The organism is Marisediminicola sp. UYEF4, assembly GCF_040546025.1.
Taxonomy (GTDB): Bacteria; Actinomycetota; Actinomycetes; order Actinomycetales; family Microbacteriaceae; genus Marisediminicola.
Window position 1 is genome coordinate 180,044 of sequence record NZ_JBEPNA010000001.1, and the last position, 25,434, is coordinate 205,477.

Genomic DNA, 25,434 nt, shown 5'->3' on the forward strand with positions numbered 1-25,434 from the left:
GTTCTACGCCCTGATCGCGCTGGGTTACAGCATGGTCTACGGCATCATCAAACTCCTCAACTTCGCCCACGGCGACCTCTACATGCTCGGCGCCTTCATCGGTTTCGCCGTGCTCGCGTCGTTCGGCGGCCTCGCCACCTCGCTCGGGCTGTTCGCCCTCGTCATCGTGATGATGCTGAGCATGCTGATCACCGGCACCGTCGGAGTGGTCATCGAGCGCCTCGCCTACAGACCGTTGAGAGGGGCCCCGCGATTAGCCGTGCTCATCACAGCGGTGGGCGCCTCCTTCACCCTCGAGTACGGCATCGCCGCCATCGCCGGCCCGAACCCCAGGGGATTCCCCATCCGGCTCACCGGCGACGTCTTCGTGGTGCTGGGCGCGCGGGTGACGCTGCCGCAGATCGTGCTGATGATCATCGCCGGCCTGCTGATGATCGCGCTCGACACCTACATCCGCCGCACCTCGACGGGCCGCGCAATGCGGGCGATCTCCCTCGACATGAAGGGATCGCTGCTCATGGGAGTCAACGTGAATGCCGTGATCAGCCGCACCTTCTTCATCGGCTCGGCACTCGCGGGCGCCGCCGGCGTGATGGCCGGGGCCTACTACGGCAAGATCGACTTCCTGATGGGCTTCATCATCGGGCTCAAGGCGTTCACCGCGGCGGTCATCGGCGGGATCGGCAACATCCGCGGCGCCATGCTCGGCGGCCTCGTGCTCGGCCTGGTCGAGGCCTTCGGGTCCGAGCTGGTCGGCGGGCAGTGGCGTGACGCATTCGCGTTCGCCGTTCTCATCCTCTTCCTGACCCTGCGCCCGACCGGAATCCTCGGCGAGCGCGTTACGGAGCGTGTCTGACATGAGCGAGAACACCGACACCACATTCGCGCCGCCCCCGCCGCCCAAGACGAACACGCTGGGCGCGCGCGTCACGGCGATTTTCGAGAACAAATACATCGGATTGCCGGCCCTCGGCATTGCCCTGCTGATGCCATTCATCACGGCATCCGCCTATTCGCTCAACGTGATGACCACCGCCCTGATCTTCGTGGTGCTCGCGGCCGGCCTCAACATCGTCGTCGGGTACTGCGGACTGCTCGACCTCGGCTACATCGCCTTCCTCGCGGTGGGCGCGTACACCGCCGGCATCCTGTCCAAGATGTTCGAGCTGCCCGTGCTGTTCACCCTTCCCGCGGTGATCGTGATGACGGTGCTCGCTGGGCTCCTCATCGGGGCCCCGACGCTGCGGCTGCGCAGCGACTACCTCGCGATCGTCACGCTCGGGTTCGGCGAGATCACCCGCATCACCGCGAACAACCTCCAGGTGACGGGCGGGCCGTCGGGAATCTTCGGCATCCCCAGCTTCCTCACCATCGGCGAGTTCGACCTGCAACAGCCGGTGATCTTCTACTACATCACCGTGCTGATCGTGGCGGGGCTCGTTCTCGCCGCGGCGCGGCTGGGCAAGTCCCGGCTCGGCCGGGCCTGGCGCTACGTCAAGGAGGACGAGGACGCCGCCGAGGCGATGGGCATCCACACCTACAAGGTCAAGCTGCTCGCCTACATCTTCGGCGCGGTCTGGGGCGGGTTCGCAGGGATCCTTTTCGCATCCCACCTGTCGGCGGTGTCGCCGCAGAGCTTTCTGTTCCTGCAGTCGGCCCTCGTGCTGATGGCCGTCGTGCTCGGCGGCATGGGCAACATGAAGGGAGTCGTTCTCGGCGCCCTCGTGATCAGCCTGCTGCCCGAGCTGCTCCGCGATTTCGCCGAATATCGCTACCTCGTCTTCGGCGTGCTGCTCGTCGTGGTCATGGTGTTCCGCCCGCAGGGCTTCTGGCCCGCGCGCGGACAGGAGGCCGAACGTAAGATAACCGCGGTGGATGCCGCAGTGGCCGAGGGGAGAAGCCGATGAGCGCCGTGCTCGAGGTCACAGACCTGCAGATCCAGTTCGGCGGGGTCAAGGCTGTCGACGGTCTCTCGTTCGTCGCCAACGCCAAGGAGATCATCGCCGTCATCGGCCCCAACGGGGCCGGTAAGACGTCGGCGTTCAACTGCATCACGGGCTTCTACAAGCCCACCGGCGGCAGCGTGACACTCAACGGGGCCGAGATCACCGGCAAGCGCCCGGCGGACATCGCTGCCGGCGGAGTCTCGCGCACCTTCCAGAACCTGAGGCTGTTCCCCGACCTCACCGTGCTGGACAACGTGCGCGCAGGCATGCACCTCTACGGTGGCCAGAACTTCCTCGACGCCATCTTCCACACCCCGCGGTTCAAGCGCAGCGAGACGCTCTACACCGACGAGGCCCACTACTGGCTCGACTTCGTCGGCTACAAGGGGCAGCGCGGCGTGCCGATCCGCAACCTGGCCTACGGCCAACAGAAGCAGGTCGAGATCGCCCGGGCTCTCGCCCGCAAGGCCGAGCTGCTGCTGCTCGACGAGCCCGCCGCGGGACTCAACCACAACGAGAAGCAGACGTTGCTCGAACTCGTTCGGCGCATCCGCGACCTCGGCACCGCTGTCGTGCTCATCGAGCACGACATGGGCCTGGTGATGGAGGTGTCGGAGCGCATCGTGGTGATGAACTTCGGCAAGGAGATCGCCGAGGGAACCCCCGCCGAGGTGAAGGCAAACCCCGCCGTGATCGAGGCGTACCTCGGCAAGGACGACGAAGAGGAGGTGCCCTCTCGTGGCGATGCTTGAATTCGACAACGTCGAGGTGTTCTACGGCAAGGTGCAGGCACTGCGCGGAATCAGCCTGCGGGTCGACGAGGGCGAGATCGTCGCCCTGCTCGGCAACAACGGCGCCGGCAAGACCACGACCCTCTCGACGGCATCCGCCATCGTGCGCGTGCACTCCGGCTCGGTGACCTTCGACGGCACCGACATCTCCAAGGCCCAGCCCTGGAACGTCGTCGGGTCCGGACTCATCCACGTGCCGGAGGGCCGACGCATCTTCAGCACCCTCTCGGTGCTCGAGAACCTGCAGCTCGGCGGCTACCTCGTCAAGGAGCGCGGCCTCGTCGCCAAGCGGATCGAGCAGGTCTTCGAACTGCTGCCGCTGCTCGCGGAACGCCGCGCCCAGCACGGCGGAACGCTGTCCGGCGGCGAGCAGCAGATGCTCGCGATCGGGCGGGCGCTCGTGGCCGGTCCGAAAATGCTCATGCTCGACGAGCCGTCCATGGGGCTCGCGCCGCTCATCGTCGCCCAGGTGATGCAGGTCATCAGCGACATTCGCGACCAGGGCACGACCGTGCTGCTCGTCGAGCAGAACGCTCGAGCTGCGCTCAAGGTCACCGACCGCGCCTACGTGATCGAAGACGGTGCGACGACGCTCGAAGGGCGGGCATCCGACCTCATCTCGGACTCCCGCATCATCGACGCCTACCTCGGCGCATGACGGGCGCCGTGAACCCGCCCGGCGCTAGTAGTGTGTAACATACTATAAGTCGATCGGAAGGGGAGGCGCGTGGCGAACGATGTGATCGTCATCGGCGCGGGCATCATCGGTGCCGCCTGCGCCAGGGCACTCGCCGTCGCCGGCGTAGCGGTCACCGTGGTCGACCGCGGCACAACCGCGAGCGGCACGTCCGCGGCCTGCGAGGGCAACCTGCTGGTCTCCGACAAGGGGCCCGGCTATGAGCTCCAGCTCGCGCAGTACGCCTCCTCCCTCTGGGACGGCACCGTGGCCCGGCTCCGGGAGGAGCTCGGGCGGGGATTCCCCTCGCTCGAATTCGACCGCAAGGGCGGCCTTGTCGTCGCAACGACCGCCGCAGGTGCCCGCCCGCTGCTTGACTTCGCGGCCCTGCAGCGCGGCGCGGGAGTCGAAGCGCGGGTGCTCGACGCCGCCGAGGCCAGAGAGCTCGAACCCGACCTCACCCACTCGTTCCAGGCAGCCGTCTTCTATCCGGAGGATGCCCAGGTGCAGCCGGCCATCGCGACCGACGCCCTGATGGCATCCGCCCAGCAGCATGGCGCCCGGCTGCTCGAGAACACACCCGTCAGCGGCGGCATTCGCGATTCCTCCGGCGCCCTCGTCGGGGTGCAGACGCCGCAGGGCCCGCTGCGCGCCTCGCGCGTGCTCATCGCGGCCGGCCCCTGGTCGGGCGAGGTCGCTGAACTTCTCGGCGTCGCGTTGCCCGTGCGCCCGCGTCGCGGCGAGCTGCTCGTGACCTCCCGCATGCCGCATCGCATCTTCCACAAGGTCTACGACGGCGACTACGTTGGCGCCGTGGGGTCGGATGCCGGCGACCTGCAGGTGTCGAGCGTCGTCGAGTCCACCGCCGCCGGCACCGTGCTCATCGGCTCGTCCCGCCAGCAGAAGGGCTTCGACTCGCGGCTCGAGGTCGAGGTGCTCGGCCAGCTCGCCGCGAAGGCACTGCGGTTGTTCCCGTTCCTCGCCGGAGCCCAGGTGATGCGCAGCTACGGGGGCTTCCGCCCGTTCATGCCCGACCACCTGCCGCTCATTGGGGAGGACCCGCGCCTGCCCGGACTCTGGCACGCGACCGGCCACGAGGGCGCCGGCATCGGCCTCAGCCTCGCCACCGCCGAGCTCGTGCGCGACCTGATGCTCGGAACCCCGACGCGCATCGATGCGGCCCCGTTCCAGGCGTCCCGTGCCTCGCTGCTGCCGCACCTCACCGGGGTGGCGGCGTGAGCCCGCGGATGCTGCCGGCCGGCGACGACCCGATCCGCCCTGCAGTTCCGACCGCGCTCGCCATCACCCTCGATGGGGAGCGACTCGAGGGCATTGCCGGGCAGAGCATCGCCGGGGTGATCCTCGCCAGCGGCCGGCTCGGCTTCCGCCGTACCTCCGCCGCGGGCCGCCCACGGGGCATCTTCTGTGGAATCGGCGTCTGCTTCGACTGCCTGGTCGAGGTCGACGGCGCCCGCGACGTGCGCGCCTGCCAGCGCCGTGCGGTCGACGGCAACGTGGTCGTCACGCAGCACGACGCTCTACCGGTGCCGCCGGGCTCCGAACGGGGCGGCCGCGATGACTGAGGTGCTCATCATCGGAGCCGGACCCGCCGGCCTCGCCGCCGCCCGCGCGGCCCGCCGGCGCGGCGCATCCGTCATCGTCCTCGACTCGAGCGACCAGCTGGGCGGCCAGTACTGGCGCCACCTCCCGGCCGAGCGCCCCTCCACGCGGGAGCACACGCTGCACCACCACTTCCGGCAGTTCCAGGCCCTGAGTCGCGAGCTCGAGCAGGATCCCGGTTGCCGGATCCTTCGCAACGCCCAGGTCTGGGCGATCGAGCAGGGGTCGGCGGCATCCGCCAACGCCGGCAGCCTCCCCGGCGCATCCGCGGGGCCCGGCACCGTGCACGTGCTCCTCGGCGAACCCGACGGCGAGAACCGCGAGCGCCTCGTCGTGCGCCCCGACCGCATCGTTCTCGCCACGGGCGCGCACGACCGCACCCTGCCCTTCCCCGGCTGGGACCTCCCGGGCGTCTTCACCGGCGGTGCCGCACAGGCCCTTGCCAAGGGGGAGCGCATCGTCGTCGGCGACCGGGTTGTCGTGGCCGGCGCCGGACCGTTCCTGCTTCCCGTCGCCGCCGCACTCGCGAAGACCGGATCGGGAGTCGTCGGGGTGTTCGAGGCCAGCGGCGCGCCTACCCTCGTTCGCGGCTGGCTACCCCAGCCCTGGCAGCTCGTCAGCGCGGGCGGCAAGGCCCTCGAACTCGCGGGCTACGTCGCCGGGCAGCTCCGGCACCGCATCCCCTACTCCACGGGCCGCGCGGTCGTCGCCGCGCACGGAACCGACCGGGTCGAGGCAGTCACCATCGCCGACGTCGACGCCGACTGGGTGCCGATCCCCGGTACGCGACGGCGCATCGCCGCCGATGCCGTGTGCGTCAGCCACGGGTTCACCCCGCGCCTCGAGCTCGCCATCGCCGCCGGGTGCGCGCTCGGCCCGGAGCGCTTCGTCACGGTCGACGACGGTCAGCAGACCACCGTCGCCGGCGTACACGCCGCGGGGGAGATAACCGGAATCGGCGGCGTCGACCTCGCACTGGCCGAGGGCCAGATCGCCGGGCATGTCGCTGCGGGCGGCACCGCCGCCGACCCGTCGGTCGCCGGGGCCGTCCGCCGTCGCCGCGTGTTCGCGAGCTTCGCGCGCCGCATCGAGGCCGCCCATGGCATCCGTCCCGGCTGGCCCGCCATGCTCGAGCCCGACACCATCGTCTGCCGCTGCGAGGAAGTCACCTACGGCCGCCTCTGCGGGGTCGCCGACAGCACCGCCTCCCGGTCGCTGCGTGCGCTGAAGCTCAGCACCCGCGCCGGGCTCGGCATCTGCCAGGGCCGCATCTGCGGGCGTTCCGTCGAGGAGCTGCTGCAGGCGCGCACCGGCGGTCTCGGCGACGGCTCATCCACCGACCGGCGGCCGATCGCCGCCCCCATCCGTCTCGGGGAACTCGCCGCGGGAACCACCGCGCACCCCGACACCGACCACACGACCGATAAAGCGAAAGGGACGCAATGACCGACAAAACATTCGACTTGGGAGGCGTCATCGTCGCGACCACCCTCGCCTTCAAAGACGACGCCTCTGCGCCCGGCGGACTCGCCGTCGACTACGACAGGTTCGCGGCGCACTGCGACTGGCTCATCAACAACGGATGCCGCGGCGTCGGACCAAACGGATCGCTCGGCGAGTACTCGTCGCTCACCGATGAGGAGCGCCGCAAGGTCGTGCAGGTCGCCGTGGAGACCGTCGGCGACCGCGGCCTCGTCGTCGCGGGAGTTCACGGTGTCGGCTGGCACCAGGCCAAGAAGTGGGCCGAATACGCCCAGGAGGACGGCGCCGACGGCGTGCTGCTGCTCCCGCCGACGATCTACCGGGCGAACGAGTCCGAGGTGATCGAGCACTTCACGAGGGTCGCCGAGGTCGGGATGCCGATCATGGCCTACAACAACCCCTTCGACACCAAGGTCGACCTCGTACCCTCGCTCGTCGCGAAGCTCGCCGAGATTCCCGAGGTCGTGGCGATCAAGGAGTTCTCGGCCGATATTCGCCGGGTGCTCGAGATCAAGGAGCTGTGCGACATCGACGTCATCTGCGGCGCCGACGACCTGCTATTCGAGTCGCTCGTCGCGGGCGCGACGGGCTGGTTCGCCGGGTACCCGAATGCGTTCCCGCGCGAGGCAGTCGAAATCTACGACCTCGTCAAGGCCGGCCGCATTGCGGACGCCCTCGAGATCTACACGGCGCTCGTCGCGGTGTTCCGCTGGGACTCGAAGACCGAGTTCGTGCAGGCAATCAAGCTCTCGGTCGATATGGCCGGCGGCAGCTACGGCGGGGCGACCCGCCCGCCGCGCGGTCCGCTGAGCCCGGAGAACGAGGCGCAGGTGCGCGCGGACACGCAGCGCGCACTCGACTTCCTCGCCGCCCGCCGCTAGGCGCGCACCTTGCCGCTAGGTGCGCAGCTTGGCCGCCGAGTGTGCTCGTCCGCGCCGAGTGTGCCCGTCCGCGCCGAGCGTGCCCGTTCATGGAGGCTCGCTCGGCGCACCAGAGCACCGTCGACGCAATTTGACTGGATCTTGAGGTGATGTGACCGGAGACCCGGTCGCAGTGAAAGGATTGCCCGATGCGAAGCACCCGCATGCTCACCGCCGTCGACTCTCACACCGAGGGGATGCCGACGCGCGTCATCACGGGCGGTGTCGGCGTGATCCCCGGCGCCACCATGAACCAGAAGCGCCTGCACTTCATCGAGCACCTCGACGACATCCGGCTGTTCCTCATGAACGAGCCGCGCGGGCATCCGGCGATGAGCGGTGCGATCCTGCAGCCATCGACGAGGCCAGACGCCGAGTGGGGCGTGATCTACATCGAGGTCTCCGGATGCCTGCCGATGTGCGGCCACGGCACGATCGGCGTCGCGACCGTGCTGGTGGAGACCGGAATGGTCGAGGTCGTCGAGCCGGTCACCACGATCCGGCTGGATACCCCCGCGGGCCTCGTCATCGCGCGGGTGGCCGTGCGCGACGGCCACGCAGACTCCGTCACGATCGAGAACGTGCCCTCCTACTGCGTGCGACTCGACGCGACCGTCGAGGTGCCCGGCTATGGCTCCGTGCCCTATAGCCTCGCGTTCGGCGGCAACTTCTACGCGATGGTCGACCTCGACGCGGTCGGGCTCACCTTCGACAGGTCGCAGCAGCAGGAGATCCTCGCGGCCGGCCTGGCGATCATGGCCGCGATCAACGAGACCGATCCGCCCTCGCATCCGACGATCGACGGCGTCGACCACTGCCACCACGTCGAGTTCATCGCCCCCGGATCAGACGCCACTTTCAGCCGTCACGCCATGGCGATCTACCCCGGCTGGTTCGACCGCTCCCCGTGCGGGACCGGAACCTCGGCGCGCATGGCCGAGCTCTGGGCGCGCGGCGAGCTCGCGCTCGACACCGACTTCGTCAACGAATCGTTCATCGGGTCGATTTTCGTCGGCCGGCTGATCAGGGAGACGACCGTCGAGGGCATCCCCGCGGTCATCCCCACCATCACCGGGCGGGCCTGGGTCACCGGCATCGGGCAGTACCTGCTCGATCCGAGCGATCCGTTCCCGACCGGGTTCCAGTTCTGAATCCGCAGCATCCGACCGTGAGGAGCACCATGACCAGCACATCCCTGGACGAGCTCGAGATCATCGCCGCCCGCGCGGAGCACGTCGCGGCCGAGTGGGCGGAGACCTCGCCGAGCGACCGTGCCGCGGCACTCGTGGCGGCGGCCGACGCCCTGACGGCATCCGCTGGCGAGCTCATTGCCATCGCCATGGAGGAGACCGGGCTCGCCGAGGCGCGGCTCGCGGGTGAGCTCAAGCGCACCGCGGTGCAGCTGCGGCTGTTCGCCGAGGTCGTGCTCGATGGCGGCTACCTCGACGTCCGTATCGACGAGGCCGACCCCGACTTCGTTCTCGGACCGCGTCCGGACCTGCGCCGCTACCTGATCCCCCTGGGCCCCGTGCTCAACTACGCCGCGAGCAACTTCCCGTTCGCGTTCTCGGTGCTCGGTGGCGACACCGCCTCGGCCCTCGCCGCCGGCTGCCCGGTCATCGTGAAGGCGCACTCCGGGCATCCGCGGCTGTCCGAGGCCACTGCCAGGGTTGTCAACCACGCCCTCTCGGGGGTCGGGGCGCCCGACGGCATCCTGCAGCTCGTGATGGGGCAGGATGCCGGTGTCGCGCTTCTCCAGGACTCGCGCATTCAGGCCGGAAGCTTCACCGGGTCGATCCATGCGGGGCAGCTGCTCGCCGGGATCGCCGCGGGCCGGCCGATACCGATCCCGTTCTACGGGGAGCTCGGCAGCGTGAACCCGGTATTCGTGACCGCTGACGCCCTCGCCGAGCGCGCCGAGCAGATCGCCGACGGCTTCGTTGCGAGCGTCAGCGGATCGGCCGGGCAGCTGTGCACCAAGCCCGGATTCCTGTTCGTGCCGACCGGCCATGGCCTCGCTGCCGGGCTCGCCGAGCGTGCAGCACGGGTGCCGGAGCACCGGCTGCTGTACCCCGGCATCGCGAAGGGGTTCGGTGATCGACGCGACACGATCCTCGCAACCCCGGGGGTCAGCGTCATCGCCGAGGGGTCGCTGCGGTTCGACGACGCCGGACAGGGCTGGGCCACGCCGACGCTCGTGAGCGTGAGCGCCGCCGGGCTCGTGGATGCCGAGGACGCGCTCCTCGACGAGGCGTTCGGCCCGCTCGCCATCGTCGTCGAATACGAGAACGACCACGAACTCGCCGACCTGGCCGACGAGCTGTTCGCGGGCAACCTCACCGGGACGGTGCACGCCGCCGCGGGCGAGAGCAGCCTGCCGCTGCGCGAACTGGTCGACTGGCTCACCCGTCACACCGGACGCGTGCTGTTCGGCGGCTGGCCGACCGGTGTCGCGGTGACTCCGGCGATGCAGCACGGCGGACCATGGCCGGCGACGACCAGCGACTCCGGCACGTCGGTGGGCACCGCGGCGATTTCCCGGTTCCTGCGGGCGGTCAGCTACCAGGGTGCGCCGGCCGAGCTGCTGCCAGAGCCGCTGCGCGACGACAATCCCTGGGATGTGCCGCAGCGTCGCGGCCCGGCGGGCGAGTCCTCCGGCTGGGGGTCACGGGCGTAGCGGTCGTGGCGCTCCGAGTGGATCGGGAGCGCGCTCTGCCTCGCGTGTCGCGTGCGACCTGCTGGACCGGCGGGGTCGTTAACGGGTAATCCGCCGGTTCGCGACATGCGCTCCTGTTAGGGCAGCGGCGGGTCGCAAACCAGCGGCACCGTCATCGGCGGTGCCACCGAGTGGCACTGCCGCCGAGTTGCCCGATTGTGTCGTGCGATACCAGAGGCATCCAGCACAAGAGGGAAACTCGCGGATGCTGGACCTGCCCCGCTCGCGGAGTCAGCCCAGCTCGTCGTACCGGCCGGACGCGCGAGCGCCCCGCCGAAGTATGGTGCGGCCGTGCGCCGAAGCGCCCGGCCGCCAGGTCAGCTAGCGGCCGCCGCCGCGACGCCGTCCGGCGCCGCCCTGCGACATGCCGACGAGCCCGCCGCCAGATCCGGCACGACCAGCGCCGCCGCCGTTACGGCTGCCGCTGCGGCTTCCGCCATCGGCACCGGCCGGACGCGCGGACGACGTGGGCGCTGCGCCCTCGCCGCTCGCGGTGCTGTAGAAGCTGCGCGATCCGCCAGCGGCCGGACGGCCGCCACCGGCGCCACTCGAGGCGCCGCCGGAGCGGCCGCCGCCGGAGCGTGCGCCGCCGCTACGGGCCGGAGCACCGTCGCGGTTCTCGCGCTTGCGCTGCGCGTTGGCACCCTGTGAGCGTCCGCCCTGCGACTGCCCGCGAACGGGCTGCTCGGCGCGCGGCACCGGCTTCACATAGGCGGCGACGTCGCCAACGAGCGCGGCGACGGCGGGCGATGCTGCGGTGACCTGCTGCGGGGTGACCGTGATGGCCGCCTTGCGCAGCAGCGCCGCGGTGTCCTTGCGCTGGGTCGGGAGCACGAGCGTGACGACCTCGCCCTCCTTGCCAGCGCGGGCGGTGCGGCCCGAGCGGTGCAGGTACGCCTTGTGCTCGGCCGGCGGGTCGACGTGGATGACGAGTTCGATGTCATCGACGTGAACGCCGCGCGCCGCAACATCCGTCGCCACGAGCACTCGCACGCTGCCCTCGCCGAAGGCGGCGAGGTTGCGGTCGCGCTGCGGCTGGGACAGGTTGCCGTGCAGGTCGACGGCGGGGATGCCGGCGTCGCTGAGCTGCTTGGCGAGCTTCTTGGCGTGGTGCTTGGTGCGCATGAACAGGATGCGACGGCCGGTTCCCGAGGCGAGCTTCTCGATCAGCAGGCGCTTGGCTTCGACCGACTCGACCTCGAACACGTGGTGGGTCATCGCCGAGACGAAGGAGTTGGCCTCGTCGACCGAGTGCAGCACCTCGTTGTGGAGGTACTTCTTCACGAGCTTGTCCACGCCGTTGTCGAGCGTCGCCGAGAACAGCATCCGCTGCCCGTTGTTCGGCGTCTTGTCCATGATGCGCGTGACGACGGGCAGGAAGCCGAGGTCGGCCATGTGGTCGGCCTCGTCGAGCACGGTGATCTCGACGGCGTCGAGCGACACGAGGCCCTGCTTCATGAGGTCCTCGAGACGGCCGGGGCAGGCCACGACGATGTCGATGCCCGACTTGAGGGCGGCGACCTGGCGCTGCTGCGAGACGCCACCGAAGATCGTGGTGAGCTTCAGGTTGTAGGCGGCGGCGAGCGGCTCCATGGCCGTGGTGATCTGGGTCGCGAGCTCGCGCGTCGGGGCCAGGATCAGGCCGAGCGGGCGTCCGGGGCGGCGGTTGCCGCCGGCGAGCTTGCCGCCGAGGCGCGCGATCATCGGGATGGCGAAGGCGAGCGTCTTGCCGGATCCCGTCTTTCCGCGGCCCAGGACGTCGCGGCCGTTGAGGGTGTCGGGCAGGGTGTCCTGCTGGATCGGGAAGGGCGAGTCGATGCCGGCCTTGGACAGCGCGGCGACGATCGGCGCCGGGACGCCGAGTGCGGCGAACGTGGTTTCGAGCGTGGTTGTTTCAGACAAGAAGGTGCCTTTCGGGCAGATGCTGGTCCGGCAGCGCGGCTGGCGCGCAAGTGGACCCATAATGGCGAAGATGGCAATGGCCACATCCGTTCGCCGTAAGAAAATGTCTACGAACCGGATGCCTGTGTGAGGCGTTTCCGATGAGAAGAGTTAGCGTTCTCCGACGCAAGGAACCCGACAGCGGATTCGCAAGTGACCCCAGCCTAGCAGGTGGCCTCCGCGGCGGCGTGAGAGCCGCCTCCTAGTACCGTTCGCCGACCGGGATCTCGACCGCGACGGTGTTGCCCGGCTGGGCCAGCGGACAGGCCCACGCCGGGTCGTACGCGCAGGAGGGGTTGTAGGCGAAGTTGAAGTCGAGCACGAGCGAGTCGGGGGCGCTGCCAGCGCCGAGATCCGCACCCTTGACCGTGTCGAGCAGGTAGCGTCCGCCGCCATAGGTGCCGCCGGGTCGGCCCGCGAGCGCATCCTTCACCGGAACGAACAGCCCTCCGCCGTAGCTTGCCAGCCTCCACACGTCGAGCGGGCCGACAGCCGGAACATCCACGACTCCGACGAGGTCGAACGGAACGATGCCGTCGGTTCCCGTCTCGACCTCGAACCGCCGGGGCTCGGCGGGGGCAACCTGCACCTCGAAGCGCCAGTCAGGGTCGTAGGGCTTCACCTTGAGGCCGGTGAATTCTGCAAGGTCCGCGGGAAGCAGGGGAGTGGACGGATGCTCCGCGAACAACCGATCACGCTCCCGCCGCCACAGATCGTGGGCGGCGTACAGGTCGGTGGCGTGACGCACCTCGGCGTAGAGGGCGAACACGCGGCGGCGCCAGTCGGCGATCTCGAGGGCGGTCATGACTCGAGGCTAACCGCGGCAGGCTGTGACGCGGCGCTGGGCGTGCACGGCGCGAGTGTCGCGATCTGCCTGGTGGCCCGCCACAGCTGCGCGAGTTGCCCGAATGTGTGTCGTCTGGGGCGGCGGAGGCGACTGCAGTGGGCGGCTCGCGGAGGCCGACGAGCGGATGCCGGTCGCCCCGCGGCCGTAACTGTCAGCCGGCGGCCGTGTGGCGTCGCGCGAAGAACCTTCGCACGCTCGCGTCGTTGAGTCGCACTGTCGTCGAGCCGACGGCGAATGGGGTCATCGCTCCCGCTGACGGAGTGGCCGCGCCCGGCACGGTCGACCGTAACGCCTTCTGCACCGGGATGGGGCCGGTTGCTGGAGGCACGACGGTGGGCCCGGCGTCGCCGAAGAATGCTTTTGTCATTCGGATGCTTCCCCCTCATGAGACAGTCGAGCGGGAGTGCCGCCTCGACCAGCGAATGAGAGGAGTCAAACCTCTGCGCCGCAGCTCGGGCAAGCCATTGACAAGTCGGCCAACGCAGCTTCCGAGCATTGATCGACGGCTACCAGGTGCGTGCGAGGGCCCTCATCCGCAGCGCCCGGTACTGCCAGAACACCCAGTACATCGGCCACAGCAGCGGGCTGAGCGGGCCCGCATCGAAGACGAGCTGATCGCGGTAGAGCGTGCCGCCGCCGTGCGCCGGGGCCACGGCCATCGTGTGTTCCCAGTAGTTGACGGCGGTGAAGATGCCGCTCACGCCGTAGCCGCTATCGCGCACGAGCCTCGTGTGGCCGTGCGTCGGCGGATACGAAATCGCGATGACCTGCTCTCCCAGCGGGAGAACGCCGAGACCCGCGACCCGCACCGGATGCTCGCCTTCTGACCACTCCTCCTGGAAGCCGTCGGGCTCGAGAGAGTGGAAGACCATCAGCGGCGCGGACACGCTGCGCAGTCCGGCCGGGGACCTGATCGCGCGCCACGCGGCATCCGGTTCGCAGTCGAGGATCAGTTTGAGGAGAACACGCATGTGGCCAGTCTCGTCGTCACGGCCACCGAGTACAACGCGGTGGGTGGCGTGTCACCCGTGAGTCGCCCCCATCTGCTGCGTACTCGGGAATTCGTCGCGAAGTCGCACTGTTCGGCCAAGGACAGCATTCGTTCGCATCAACTCCGGAGGTACACCCATGAAGGCAACTGTCAACGGCACCGTCGTCGCCGAAGCTCCCAAGGAAGATCTCATCTCGATCGAGGGCAACTGGTATTTTCCGCCCTCGAGTGTCAACGAGGAATTTCTGACCAAGAGCCCCAGCCCGTACCACTGTCCGTGGAAGGGCGACTGCCAGTACTTCAACGTTCAGGACGGCGAGACCTCGCTGCAGGACCGCGCCTTCAGCTACCCCACCCCCTACCCGACGGCGTTCGACCGCGTCGGCAAGGATTTCAGCGGCTACGTGGCCTTCTGGAAAGAGGTCAAGGTCACCGAGTAGCACGCGTGGCACGCGTGGACCGGGCGGCGTGCAGGTCTGCCCGGTCTGCCCGGTCTGCCCGGTCTGCCCGGTCTGCCCGGTCGGACTCGAGCGCTATCCCGCCGCGCTCCGCCGCGCCGCAGGCGAAATGATCCGCTCCGACCAGGCGATGAGGTTGGCCGGGTCATACTTCTTCGCGCACCGCCCGCAGGCTAGTGCCCGGGCGGGCTTGCGGTACCGGTAATGCTCGTGCCCGCCCGGACAGAGGCCGACCCACGGGGCGAGATCATTCGCGATCGCCCCGTCGTGCAGCCGCTTTCCCTCGTAGCCCAAGTCGTGCGCGATCCGCTTCCAGCGCGGCCCGTGGCCCGCCGCCGACCCCGCGATCGCATGCGCCACCTCGTGCAGCAGCACCTGGTGAATCTCGTCGTCGTCGTAGCGGGCGGCGAGATAGCGGGACACGGTGATGCGCTTATGGGTGAAGTTGCACAGCCCGGCGCGCGTCTTCGCGGCGTCGAACCCGAACGACCACGTCGCATCGAGGTGCAGTGTGATGAGGGCATCCGCCCAGCGCCGCACGCGATCTAGTTCTGCCACGCCTCGAAGATAACCCGGCTCCGCCGACATTGGCCATCTCGCCTCGCAGCCTGTGGACTTACGCCCTCGACAAGAGGCTGTGCACCAGAACCCGCGACGAGCCTCAGGCCGGTTCGGTCAGCATCCGCCGCATGATGGTCTCGAGCGCCTCGTCGAGGGCCGTGAGCTGCTCCGGGGGAGCGCCCTGGCTCGCACGGAGTTTGACGAGCTCCGAGATGGTCGAGCGTGCCTCCTCGAGCCGGCGCAGGTCGACGAGCACGCTCGCGAGTTGGTAGAGAGCGGATGCCTCGAGCTCGCCCCAGGCCTCGGTGTGCGCGGCGAGGCTGCAGGCCTTGACCTCGGTGAGGGCGCGATCGAGCGATCCCTTGTCCTGCAGCACGCGGGCGCGCCGCAGTCGGGCGGCGGTCACGTCCTCCCGATCGCCCGTGAAGAAAGCGAGCCGGTAGCTTTCCTCGGCGGTCGCGAGGGCCTCGTCGAGCCGGCCGAGCACGCGCAGCAGATCGGCGCGTTCGGCGACGGCAGCGGTGCTCCTCGCGGTGCCGAGCTCGTCGAGTCGAGACTGGGCAGTGCGCAGGTCCGGCGTATCGTGAAGGCTATTGCTGATCATTGACACGAGGATATCCCCGACTCGGCTGTTCACCCCTCGACCGGAGGCGCGAGTCGGACCTCGATGATTTTATCGTCGCCCTCCGTCGGCTCGCCGCGGCCGTCCGTGTTGTTCGTGAGCATCCAGAGGGTGCCGTCGGGGCCGGCCGCGACGTCGCGCAGCCGCCCGAATTCGCCTTGGAAGTAGGCGACGGAATCGATCGTCTCCTCGCCGGGGTAGATCGTCCAGAGGCGCTCGCCGCGCAGCGCGGCGAGGAAGAACGTGTCGCGCACGAACGCCAGCCCGCTCGGGCTCGCCTCGGAGGTCGCCCACTGCTGCACCGGGTCGACGAAGTCGTTGACGCTCGCGATGCCCTCGACCTCCGGCCAGCCGTAGTTCTGGCCGGGGAGGATCACGTTGAGCTCGTCCCACTGGTTCTGGCCGAATTCGGCGGCCCAGAGCAGGCCGTCCCTGTCCCAGGCGAGTCCCTGCGGGTTGCGGTGGCCGAGCGAGAAGACGAGCGAGTCGGCGAACGGGTTGTCCTCGGGCACGGCCCCGTCGGGCAGCATCCGCAGGATCTTGCCGCCAAGCGACGCCACATCCTGCGCGCGGTCGGGCTCGCCCGCGTCGCCGGCAGTGGCGTAGAGCATGCCGTCGGGGCCGAACGCGAGGCGGCCGCCGTTGTGGGTGGTGGACTTGGGGATGCCGGTGAGCACGTCCTCCGTGATGCCCAGGCGGTAGGTGCCGGGGTCGCCTTCGAGCTGCATCCGCACGATGCGGTTGTCCTCGGACGCCGTGAAGTAGGCGTAGAGCCAGGTGGTCGCCGTGCCCTCCGCCGGTCGCTCCGCCGCGCCCTCCGCCGCTCCCTCCGCCGCGAGCACCGCAAGCCCGAGCAGCCCGCCCTCGCCGCCGGGCACGACCCCGCCGACCACGCCGGCATCACGCACCTCGCCCGTCGCGGTCAGTTCCTTGACCAGAGCTGAGTCACGCTCGCTGATCAGGGTCGAGCCGCTCGCCATCCGCACCATCGACCACGGCGCGGTCAGGCCGGTCGCGATCACGGTCGTGTCGCCGACGGGCTGCACGGGCCCGGCCTCCGGGTCGCCTGTCTCGCTCGGCGCGGGAGGAACCGGCGTCGGCTCCTCGGTCGGTCCTGAGCATCCGGCCAGTACGACGACGGCCGCGACAAGCCCCGCCCCCCACGCGCTGCGCCACATCGTTGTCATCCCTTCATCATTCAGGAGGTGAGGGCCACGCGGGGGATTTGACAGCGAGTCCCTCGGCTGGGAGGCCCGCTCCCGGCGCGAATCGCCGGAAAGGGCGACTCTTTCGGGCGAGCGGCGGCGGAGGGAGGGATGCCGCGGCAATTGACTCCTGAATAATGAAAGCCACCGACAGCCGCAGCCAGCCGCGGCCGCACCCATCGACTCAGGAGCCAGCGCGGGTCTGGAATATATTCTTCGCGGGCGGCGGAGACGGGATCGCGGTCGCGTCGGTCACGATCGGGGCGCCGGCGATCCAGTCGGTCAGCTCGCGTCCGGCGATGACCTTCGACGGATGCGGCCCGCCGGCCAGCAGCCGCGGCATCCAGTCGAGCGGAAGCGGCTGGTTCGAGCCGACGAGCACCACGTTGCCGAAGCGGCGCCCCTTGAGGATCTGCGTCTCGGCCAGCGCGGCGACCTCGACGACCGCCGACAGCAGCGTCGCAGCCTGGCCGCGAGCGAAGGCGAGCCCCGGACCGTCCGCGACGTTCACCGCCACGACGCCACCCGGCGCCAAAAGTGTCGCGACCTCCCTGTAGAACTCGATGCTCGTCACGTGCGCCGGCGTGCGCGCCCCGGAGAACACGTCGACGACAACGAGGTCGGCGCTGCCCCGCAGCCCCGGCGGCAGCTTCTCGACGACCGCGCGCGCGTCGCCGTGCCGCACCCGGATCGAGGCCTGCTTGGGCAGCGGAAGCTCGGCGCGCACGAGGTCCACGAGCTCCATCTCGAGCTCGATCACCTGCTGCCGCGAGCCCGGCCTGGTCGCGTGGATGTAGCGCGGCAGGGTGAACGCCCCCGCGCCCAGATGCACCGCGGTGATCGGCTCGCCGGGCATCCCGAGCTGGTCGATCACGTGCCCGATGCGCTGCACATATTCGAAGAACAGCTCGCTCGGATCGTCGACGTTCACATGCGACTGCGGAGTGCCGTCGACGATGAGGGTGAACGCGCCCGGCACCCAGCGATCGGGTTCGATCACGGTGTGGAAGCCGCTGAGCTTCAGGTGGGCGGAGGGAAGATCGGTCACGCTCCGACCCTGCCACACCCGCGCGCCCGCCACGACTAGCATTCGTGCATGACAGCTCCCAAGCGCGACATTCCCGCCGGCCTCCGCAAGCAGCTCGACGCGCAGTCCTATGTCGGGCCGGCGACGTTCGGTATGCGGCCCCTGCTCACCGAGCCGCAGCAGCTCGACGAGTGGCAGCCCGACGTTGCGATCGTCGGTGCGCCGTGGGACGACAACACCACCAACCGCCCCGGTGCCCGGTTCGGCCCGCGCTCGCTGCGCGCCAGTGCCTACGATCCCGGCACCTACCACCTCGACCTCGGCATCGAGATGTTCGACCACCTCGAGGTCGTCGACTACGGCGACGCCGTCACGAGCCACGGAATGTGGGAGCTGTCAAAGAGGGCCGTGTACGACCGGGTTCAGGATGTCGCGAGTCGCGGCATCGTTCCCGTCGTCATCGGCGGCGACCACTCGATCACCTGGCCGGCGGCCACCGCCGTCGCCGAGCACCACGGCTACGGCAACGTCGTCATGATCCACTTCGACGCGCACGCCGACACCGCGAACATCATCGAGGGCAACCTTGCGAGCCATGGCACCCCCATGCGCCGCCTCATCGAGTCGGGCGCCATCCCCGGGCCGAACTTCATCCAGTGTGGCCTGCGCGGATACTGGCCCGGCGAGGAGGACCAGAAGTGGATGCGCGACAACGGCCTCAAGCACTTCATGATGCAGGAGTTCTGGGAGCGCGGGGTTCGCTCCGTGATGACCGACGTGATCGCCGCGGCGCGGAAGCGGGCGGATGCGGTGTACCTGTCGATCGACATCGATGTGCTCGATCCGGCGTTCGCGCCCGCGACCGGAACGCCGGCGCCCGGCGGATTCGCACCCATCGACCTGCTGCGCATGGTGCGCCAGATCGTGCTCGAGACGAACGTGATCGCCATGGACGTCACCGAGGTCAGCCCGCCGTACGACCACGCCGATGTGACCGTCAATAACGCGCATGGGCTGATCTGGGAGGCGCTCGCCGCGCTCGCCTGGAAGAAGCGGGACGCCGCGCGGGCGGGTGAGGTGACTCCGGCTCCGGGGGAGTAGCCGCGCGCTGGGATTCGTGCGCAGTGCGCAGTGCGCAGTGCGCAGTGCGCAGTGCGCTCGACGAGCCGGTGGTGGTCGCGGGGCACGAGGCGGCGCCGGGGATGGTCGCGATAACAGCTAACGTCCGTCGCGCGGGTGTTCCCGCGCGACGCGGGCTGCACGCGAAGTTGCCGGTGGCACACCGCCAGCGACTGCGCGCTCGTCCCGCGTTTCACGAATGCGGGGACCGCGGATGCCCAGCGCGCGGGTACTTCGCGTGAGTGCGCTCGCCGACTGTGGTGGCTGAGCGGGCATTGCGCGGGTAGTGCGCGTGACCGCGGGTAGTGCGCGTGACCGCGGGTAGTGCGCGTGACCAGTGCACGTGACCGCGCTCGCCGAGGCGGCTCGCGGCCGCCGAGTGAGGCCGCTGACGCCGAGTGTGCCTGGTGGGACAGGCACGCTCGGCACGAACAGGCACGCTCGACGCGAACAGGCACGCTCGACGCGAATTGGCACCGTGCTTGACCGAGTCAACAGTCGCGCTCGCCCGGTGTGCCCGTTGCGCTGGGCCGCGGGTGAGCACGGGTAGTGCCCATGACCGCGCTCGCCGAGACGGCTCGCGTTCGCGCTCGCCCAGTGTGCTCGCTTCCGTCGAGTGTGCCCGGTGGAACAGGCACGCTCGGCACGAACAGGCACGCTCGAGCATTAGCCGCCACCCCGGCCATTGCCGCCCCCGCCCCCGAGCATTAGCCGCCACCCCGGCCATTGCCGCCCCCGCCCCCGAGCATTAGCCGCCACCCCGGCCATTGCCGTCGCCGCCCCAGCATCCGCCGCCCAGCCTCGCCCCAATCCATCAGAAACCTTGCAGGTGTTAAGTTTTTGTGTGACCCTGACGTGAGCAAACAAGGGAGTTTCGCATGTTCGCAGTCAGACGCCGGGCCGTCGTCACGGTCACGGCACTCATCGCGGGGGCGCTCATCATCGCCCCGGCCGCCACCGCCAACGCGGGAAAGCCGGCGGCCCCGGGCACGCCCGTCGCATCCGCCGACGACGCCACATTGAAAACCTACGCCGCCGACACCTGGGCATCGCTCGACGCGATGACCGACCCCGACACCGGGCTGCCGGCCGACAACATCGAGGGCGACCTCACCGCCCCGAGCGGATTCACCAGTCCCACCAACATCGGCGGATACCTGTGGTCGGTAGTCTCGGCGCGAGACCTCGGCATCATCGGCAAGCAGGACGCCCTCAAGCGGATGAAGAAGACGCTCGCGTCGATCGCCGCACTCGAGCGGCACGAGCCGAGCGGGATGTACTACAACTGGTACTCGCCGACCGACGGCGCGAAGCTCACGACGTGGCCGAGCTCGGGCGATCCGGTCTATCCGTTCGTCAGCACGGTGGACAACGGATGGCTCGCGTCGGCGCTCCGCGTCGTCGTCGAGGCCGAGCCCAAGCTCGCCGCGCAGGCGCAGTCCCTCTACGACGAGATGGACTTCGCCTACTTCCACGACCTCGACGCGCGCCCGACCGTCGGCCTCAACCGCGGCGGATTCTGGGTGCAGCCGCCGCCCGGGTGCAACATCCCCGGCAACTACGGCGGCGACACCAGCGAGCTGTACTACACCTGCCACTGGTATGACACGACCGTGAGCGAGGCCCGGATCGCGACCTACATCGGCATCGCGAAGGGCGACATCCCCGAGAAGTCCTACTACGGAACCTGGCGCACAATGCCGGAGCAGGGCTGCGACTACTCCTGGCAGGAGCAGAAGCCGACCGGCGTGACGCGCGAGTACCTCGGTGTCCCCGTCTATGAGGGCACCTACGAATACCGCGGCATGTCGCTCGTTCCCGCGTGGGGCGGCAGCATGTTCGAGGCGCTCATGCCCGACCTGTTCGTTCCGGAGTCGAGCTGGGGCGAGAAGTCCTGGGCCGTCAACCACCCGGCCACCGTGCGCGCCCAGAAGGAGCACGGCCTCGACGAGGCCGGCTACGGCTATTGGGGCTTCTCGCCCGCGAGCGACCCGTTCGCCGAGTACCGGGAGTACGGCGTCGAGGAGATCGGAATCAGCTCCGACGGCTACGGCTCGGATGCCGAGAAGACCGACGTCGACAAGGGCTACGAGGGATGCCGCGAGGCGACCAACCCCGACCCGACCTTCGGCGACGGAGTGGTCACGGCGCACGCGTCGTTCCTCGCCCTGCCGTACGACAAGGCGGGCGCCCTCGATAACCTCGCGGCGATGAAGAGCGAGCTGGGCGCCTACGGTCCCGGCGGCTTCTACGACGCCGTCGCGACCGAGAGCGGCACGGTCGCCGACCGCTACCTCTCGCTCGACCAGTCGATGGTCATGGCCGGGATCGCGAACGAGCTGCTCGACGACCGCCTCAAGGAGTACTTCGTCGACAAGCCGTTCGAGCGTGTGGTGAAGCCGCTCGTCGCGGCGCAGGTCTTCGGGTCGCACCTGTAGAACCGGGCGGGCGGATGCCGGGAGTCGTGGTGACTCCCGGCATCCGCGGGCTCTGCTGCGGCGGTGTCGGTCGAGTCGCCGGGCATGCGCCGGTCGCGGCGATGGAGGGTGTGCCGGTGCCGCTGGTTTACTGACCGGCCAGACGGCATTCCGCAACCTGTTCGCCGAGTGTGCTCGTCGTCGCCGAGTGTGCCTGTTGCAGCAGGCACGCTGGGCGCGAGGAGGCGCTCTCGGCGCGAGGGGACACTCCTCGGCCGATGGGGGGCGTGGAGTCGGCGGATGCGCTCTCGGCCGGCATCCGCTCCGCCCCGCAGCACCCCTCCCCACGCTGAGAGTTCGCAGTGCTTATAACCGATTCCGAGAATCAGGTCAAGAAACGAGTGGACACGGCGCGCCAAAGAGGCCTATGCTTGATCCTTGCGCTTCCAGTACCCCACGCCTTCATATTGCGGTCGGCATTGCCTGTACGAACACGTCTCGTACAGCCATCCTGCGAAGCAACAATCACACCGACTGTAACTGGCCCAACGGCCCACCGGAGGTTATTTCCTTGGCTGCTGCGAAAAACGCAACCACCAGCAATTCACTCAAGAACGGACGCACCGCATCGCGTCTCTCGTTCGCCAAGATCACTGACAACCTGACGGTTCCCGATCTGCTCGCACTGCAGACCGAGAGCTTCGACTGGCTCGTCGGCAACGACCTGTGGAAGACGCGCGTCGCTGACGCGCAGGCCGCCGGTCGCCAGGATCTGCCGACCCGCAGCGGACTCGAGGAGATCTTCGAGGAGATCTCCCCCATCGAGGACCTCGGCGAGACGATGCAGCTCTCCTTCGCCAAGCCGGAGCTCGAGCCGGAGAAGTACACGATCGACGAGTGCAAGGAGCGCGGCAAGACCTATTCCGCTCCTCTCTACGTCGAGGCCGAGTTCATGAACCACCTCACGGGTGAGATCAAGACCCAGACGGTCTTCATGGGTGACTTCCCCCTGATGACCGAAAAGGGAACGTTCATCATCAACGGCACCGAGCGTGTCGTCGTCTCCCAACTGGTGCGCAGCCCCGGCGTGTACTTCGACCGCGCGCAGGAGAAGACCTCCGACAAGGACATCTACTCCGCACGCATCATCCCGAGCCGCGGTGCCTGGCTCGAGTTCGAAATCGACAAGCGCGACCAGGTCGGCGTTCGCATCGACCGCAAGCGCAAGCAGTCGGTCACCGTGTTCCTCAAGGCGCTCGGCCTGACCAGCGAAGAGATCATGGAGGAGTTCAAGGGCTTCGCCTCGATCGAGCTCACCCTCGAGAAGGACAACATCCTGACCAAGGATGAGGCGCTCAAGGACATCTACCGCAAGCTCCGTCCGGGAGAGCAGGTTGCCGCCGAGGCCGCGCGTGCACTCCTCGACAACTTCTACTTCAACTCCAAGCGCTACGACCTCGCGAAGGTCGGTCGCTACAAGATCAACCGCAAGCTCGGTATCGAAGCCGCTTTGAGCGACTCGGTCCTGACCGTCTCCGACATCATTGCGACGATCAAGTACCTCGTGTCACTCCACGACGAGCGCAAGACCATCGAGGGCGTCCGCGAGGGCAAGGCCGTCGACATCCGTCTCGACATCGACGACATCGACCACTTCGGCAACCGTCGCATCCGCGCCGTCGGAGAGCTCATCCAGAACCAGGTGCGCACCGGCCTGTCCCGCATGGAACGCGTCGTTCGCGAGCGCATGACCACGCAGGACATCGAAGCGATCACGCCGCAGACCCTGATCAACGTGCGCCCCGTCGTCGCCGCGATCAAGGAGTTCTTCGGAACGAGCCAGCTGTCGCAGTTCATGGACCAGAACAACCCGCTCGCGGGCCTGACCCACAAGCGTCGCCTCTCGGCCCTCGGGCCCGGCGGCCTGTCGCGTGAGCGCGCCGGCGTCGAGGTTCGAGACGTCCACCCCTCTCACTACGGCCGCATGTGCCCGATCGAGACCCCGGAAGGCCCGAACATCGGCCTGATCGGTTCGCTCGCGTCGTTCGCACGCATCAACGCGTTCGGCTTCATCGAGACCCCGTACCGTCGCGTTGTCGGCGGCAAGGTCACAACCGACATCGACTACCTCACCGCGAGTGAGGAAGACGAGTTCGTCGTCGCGCAGGCCAACGCCCCGCTGACCAAGGACAGCCACTTCGCCGACCCTCGCGTGCTCGCACGTAAGAAGGGCGGAGAGGTCGACCTCATCCCGGTCGAGGACATCGGCTACATGGATGTCTCCCCGCGCCAGATGGTGTCGGTCGCGACCTCGCTCATCCCGTTCCTCGAGCACGACGATGCAAACCGCGCCCTCATGGGTGCGAACATGCAGCGCCAGGCCGTCCCGCTGCTGCGCAGCGAGAGCCCGCTCGTCGGAACCGGCATGGAGGGCTACGCGGCCATCGACGCCGGCGACGTGCTCACGGCCGACAAGGCCGGAGTCGTCTCCGAGGTCTCCGCCGACGTCGTCACCGTCATGCTCGACGAGGGTGGCACGCAGGACTACTACCTTCGCAAGTTCGACCGCTCCAACCAGGGCACGAGCTACAACCACCGCGTGATCGTCAGCGCGGGTGACCGCGTCGAGGTCGGCGAGGTCCTCGCCGACGGTCCCGCGACCGAGAACGGCGAGCTCGCGCTCGGCAAGAACCTCCTCGTGGCGTTCATGTCGTGGGAGGGCTACAACTTCGAGGACGCGATCATCCTGAGCCAGAACCTGGTGAAGGACGACGTGCTGTCGTCGATCCACATCGAAGAATATGAAGTGGATGCCCGCGACACGAAGCTCGGCAAGGAAGAGATCACTCGCGACCTGCCGAACGTCTCCCCGGAGCTGCTCGCCGACCTCGACGAGCGCGGCATCATCCGCATCGGCGCCGAGGTCCGCCCCGGCGACATCCTCGTCGGCAAGGTCACGCCGAAGGGCGAGACCGAGCTCAGCGCCGAGGAGCGCCTGCTGCGCGCGATCTTCAACGAGAAGAGCCGCGAAGTGCGCGACACGTCGCTCAAGGTTCCCCACGGCGAGCAGGGCACGATCATCGCCGTCAAGGAGTTCAACACCGAGAACGACGACGAGCTCGGCTCCGGCGTCAACCAGCGCGTTGTCGTCTACATCGCCCAGAAGCGCAAGATCACCGAGGGTGACAAGCTCGCCGGTCGTCACGGCAACAAGGGCGTCATCTCCCGCATCCTGCCGGTCGAGGACATGCCGTTCCTCGCCGACGGAACCCCCGTCGACATCGTGCTGAACCCGCTGGGTATCCCGGGACGAATGAACTTCGGCCAGGTTCTCGAGACCCACCTCGGGTGGGTCGCGAAGCAGGGCTGGGAGGTCGAGGGCAAGCCCGAGTGGGCAGCGAACCTTCCGGAAGAGGCGTTCTCCGCCGCTCCCGGCACGAAGGTCGCCACCCCGGTGTTCGACGGCGCGCTGGAGGCCGAGATCGAGGGCCTCCTGGACTCGACCACGCTCACCCGCGACGGCGACCGCCTGATCGACTCGTCCGGAAAGGCCCGTCTGTTCGACGGCCGTTCCGGTGAGCCGTTCCCGCAGCCCGTGGCAGTCGGATACATGTACATCCTCAAGCTGCACCACCTCGTCGACGACAAGATCCACGCTCGCTCGACCGGACCGTACTCGATGATCACGCAGCAGCCGCTGGGTGGTAAGGCACAGTTCGGTGGACAGCGCTTCGGAGAGATGGAGGTCTGGGCCCTCGAGGCCTATGGCGCCGCCTACGCACTCCAGGAGCTGCTCACGATCAAGTCCGACGACATCCTCGGCCGCGTCAAGGTGTACGAGGCGATCGTCAAGGGCGAGAACATCCAGGAGCCCGGCATCCCGGAAAGCTTCAAGGTTCTGATCAAGGAGATGCAGTCGCTGTGCCTGAACGTCGAGGTGCTCTCGGCCGACGGCAGCGCGGTGAGCCTGCGCGACACGGACGACGAGGTCTTCCGTGCCGCCGAGGAACTCGGCATCAACATCTCCACCAGGTTTGAGAACTCGTCCATCGACGACATCTAAAGCCCGGCCCGATAAAGACTTTCGTTTTCCAA

The 25,434-nt window shown here is 68.7% G+C and carries 21 protein-coding genes and 1 pseudogene; 14 read left to right on the top strand and 8 right to left on the bottom strand.

The genetic code is table 11. From position 1 onward, the window contains the following. Positions 1-31: 31 nt before the first annotated feature. The 10 genes and pseudogenes from ABIB15_RS00875 to ABIB15_RS00920 form a co-directional block, all read left to right on the top strand. Positions 32-745 (top strand): annotated as a pseudogene (locus ABIB15_RS00875) (branched-chain amino acid ABC transporter permease); the annotation flags it as partial. A gap of 112 nt (positions 746-857) precedes the next feature. Next, positions 858-1,907, top strand: a complete 1,050-nt coding sequence (locus ABIB15_RS00880; protein ID WP_354474525.1) for a branched-chain amino acid ABC transporter permease — start codon at positions 858-860, stop codon at positions 1,905-1,907. After that, on the top strand, positions 1,904-2,698 hold the full coding sequence (locus tag ABIB15_RS00885) for an ABC transporter ATP-binding protein (protein ID WP_354474527.1): 795 nt from the start codon (positions 1,904-1,906) through the stop codon (positions 2,696-2,698). Before ABIB15_RS00880 ends, ABIB15_RS00885 begins: the two co-directional genes overlap by 4 nt. Next, positions 2,691-3,395, top strand: a complete 705-nt coding sequence (locus tag ABIB15_RS00890; RefSeq protein ID WP_354475114.1) for an ABC transporter ATP-binding protein — start codon at positions 2,691-2,693, stop codon at positions 3,393-3,395. Before ABIB15_RS00885 ends, ABIB15_RS00890 begins: the two co-directional genes overlap by 8 nt. A gap of 69 nt (positions 3,396-3,464) precedes the next feature. Beyond that, complete coding sequence (locus ABIB15_RS00895; protein WP_354474529.1) at positions 3,465-4,652, top strand: NAD(P)/FAD-dependent oxidoreductase; 1,188 nt, start codon at positions 3,465-3,467, stop codon at positions 4,650-4,652. Continuing rightward, complete coding sequence (locus ABIB15_RS00900; RefSeq protein ID WP_354474531.1) at positions 4,649-4,996, top strand: (2Fe-2S)-binding protein; 348 nt, start codon at positions 4,649-4,651, stop codon at positions 4,994-4,996. The genes ABIB15_RS00895 and ABIB15_RS00900 overlap by 4 nt, the downstream gene beginning before the upstream one ends. After that, the gene (locus tag ABIB15_RS00905; protein WP_354474533.1) at positions 4,989-6,479 is read left to right on the top strand and encodes an FAD/NAD(P)-dependent oxidoreductase; all 1,491 of its coding nucleotides are present in this window, start codon (positions 4,989-4,991) and stop codon (positions 6,477-6,479) included. The genes ABIB15_RS00900 and ABIB15_RS00905 overlap by 8 nt, the downstream gene beginning before the upstream one ends. Beyond that, positions 6,476-7,396 (top strand): dihydrodipicolinate synthase family protein, encoded by a 921-nt coding sequence (locus ABIB15_RS00910; RefSeq protein ID WP_354474535.1) that lies wholly within the window; start codon positions 6,476-6,478, stop codon positions 7,394-7,396. Before ABIB15_RS00905 ends, ABIB15_RS00910 begins: the two co-directional genes overlap by 4 nt. A 188-nt stretch (positions 7,397-7,584) precedes the next feature. Next, the gene (locus tag ABIB15_RS00915; protein ID WP_354474537.1) at positions 7,585-8,586 is read left to right on the top strand and encodes a proline racemase family protein; all 1,002 of its coding nucleotides are present in this window, start codon (positions 7,585-7,587) and stop codon (positions 8,584-8,586) included. Positions 8,587-8,615: 29 nt separating this feature from the next. After that, positions 8,616-10,112, top strand: a complete 1,497-nt coding sequence (locus tag ABIB15_RS00920) for an aldehyde dehydrogenase (NADP(+)) (RefSeq protein WP_354474539.1) — start codon at positions 8,616-8,618, stop codon at positions 10,110-10,112. A 360-nt stretch (positions 10,113-10,472) separates the two neighbouring features. Here the strand turns inward: ABIB15_RS00920 and ABIB15_RS00925 are convergent, their stop codons facing one another. The 4 genes from ABIB15_RS00925 to ABIB15_RS00940 all read right to left on the bottom strand — a co-directional run bounded on the left by ABIB15_RS00925 (position 10,473) and on the right by ABIB15_RS00940 (position 13,910). Next, on the bottom strand, positions 10,473-12,113 hold the full coding sequence (locus ABIB15_RS00925; RefSeq protein ID WP_502908900.1) for a DEAD/DEAH box helicase: 1,641 nt from the start codon (positions 12,111-12,113) through the stop codon (positions 10,473-10,475). A 181-nt stretch (positions 12,114-12,294) separates the two neighbouring features. Beyond that, positions 12,295-12,897, bottom strand: a complete 603-nt coding sequence (locus ABIB15_RS00930; RefSeq protein ID WP_354474544.1) for a DUF1684 domain-containing protein — start codon at positions 12,895-12,897, stop codon at positions 12,295-12,297. Positions 12,898-13,090: 193 nt separating this feature from the next. Beyond that, positions 13,091-13,306, bottom strand: a complete 216-nt coding sequence (locus ABIB15_RS00935; protein ID WP_354474546.1) for a hypothetical protein — start codon at positions 13,304-13,306, stop codon at positions 13,091-13,093. 139 nt (positions 13,307-13,445) lie between these two features. Next, positions 13,446-13,910, bottom strand: coding sequence for a hypothetical protein (locus ABIB15_RS00940; RefSeq protein ID WP_354474548.1), 465 nt, complete (start codon positions 13,908-13,910; stop codon positions 13,446-13,448). Positions 13,911-14,067: 157 nt separating this feature from the next. Between ABIB15_RS00940 and ABIB15_RS00945 the strand changes: the two genes are divergently transcribed. Continuing rightward, a complete protein-coding gene (locus ABIB15_RS00945) occupies positions 14,068-14,370 on the top strand; it encodes a DUF427 domain-containing protein (RefSeq protein WP_354474550.1) in 303 nt (100 codons plus the stop codon). A 93-nt stretch (positions 14,371-14,463) separates the two neighbouring features. Here ABIB15_RS00945 and ABIB15_RS00950 read toward each other — a convergent pair whose 3' ends face one another. The 4 genes from ABIB15_RS00950 to ABIB15_RS00965 all read right to left on the bottom strand — a co-directional run bounded on the left by ABIB15_RS00950 (position 14,464) and on the right by ABIB15_RS00965 (position 17,866). Further along, positions 14,464-14,946 (bottom strand): SprT-like domain-containing protein, encoded by a 483-nt coding sequence (locus tag ABIB15_RS00950; protein WP_354474552.1) that lies wholly within the window; start codon positions 14,944-14,946, stop codon positions 14,464-14,466. A gap of 103 nt (positions 14,947-15,049) precedes the next feature. Continuing rightward, positions 15,050-15,553, bottom strand: a complete 504-nt coding sequence (locus tag ABIB15_RS00955) for a hypothetical protein (protein ID WP_354474554.1) — start codon at positions 15,551-15,553, stop codon at positions 15,050-15,052. Between the two features lie 29 nt (positions 15,554-15,582). After that, on the bottom strand, positions 15,583-16,758 hold the full coding sequence (locus ABIB15_RS00960; RefSeq protein ID WP_354474556.1) for a PQQ-dependent sugar dehydrogenase: 1,176 nt from the start codon (positions 16,756-16,758) through the stop codon (positions 15,583-15,585). A gap of 202 nt (positions 16,759-16,960) precedes the next feature. Next, the gene (locus ABIB15_RS00965) at positions 16,961-17,866 is read right to left on the bottom strand and encodes a spermidine synthase (RefSeq protein ID WP_502908894.1); all 906 of its coding nucleotides are present in this window, start codon (positions 17,864-17,866) and stop codon (positions 16,961-16,963) included. Positions 17,867-17,872: 6 nt separating this feature from the next. On the opposite strand from ABIB15_RS00965, the gene speB reads away from it, so the two are divergent. The 3 genes from speB (at position 17,873) to rpoB (ending at position 25,402) form a co-directional block, all read left to right on the top strand. Then, positions 17,873-18,904, top strand: coding sequence for an agmatinase (gene speB / locus ABIB15_RS00970; RefSeq protein ID WP_354474560.1), 1,032 nt, complete (start codon positions 17,873-17,875; stop codon positions 18,902-18,904). An 896-nt stretch (positions 18,905-19,800) separates the two neighbouring features. Next, positions 19,801-21,360, top strand: coding sequence for a glucoamylase family protein (locus ABIB15_RS00975; protein WP_354474562.1), 1,560 nt, complete (start codon positions 19,801-19,803; stop codon positions 21,358-21,360). 550 nt (positions 21,361-21,910) lie between these two features. Further along, positions 21,911-25,402 (top strand): DNA-directed RNA polymerase subunit beta, encoded by a 3,492-nt coding sequence (gene rpoB / locus ABIB15_RS00980; protein ID WP_354474564.1) that lies wholly within the window; start codon positions 21,911-21,913, stop codon positions 25,400-25,402. Positions 25,403-25,434: the final 32 nt, after the last annotated feature.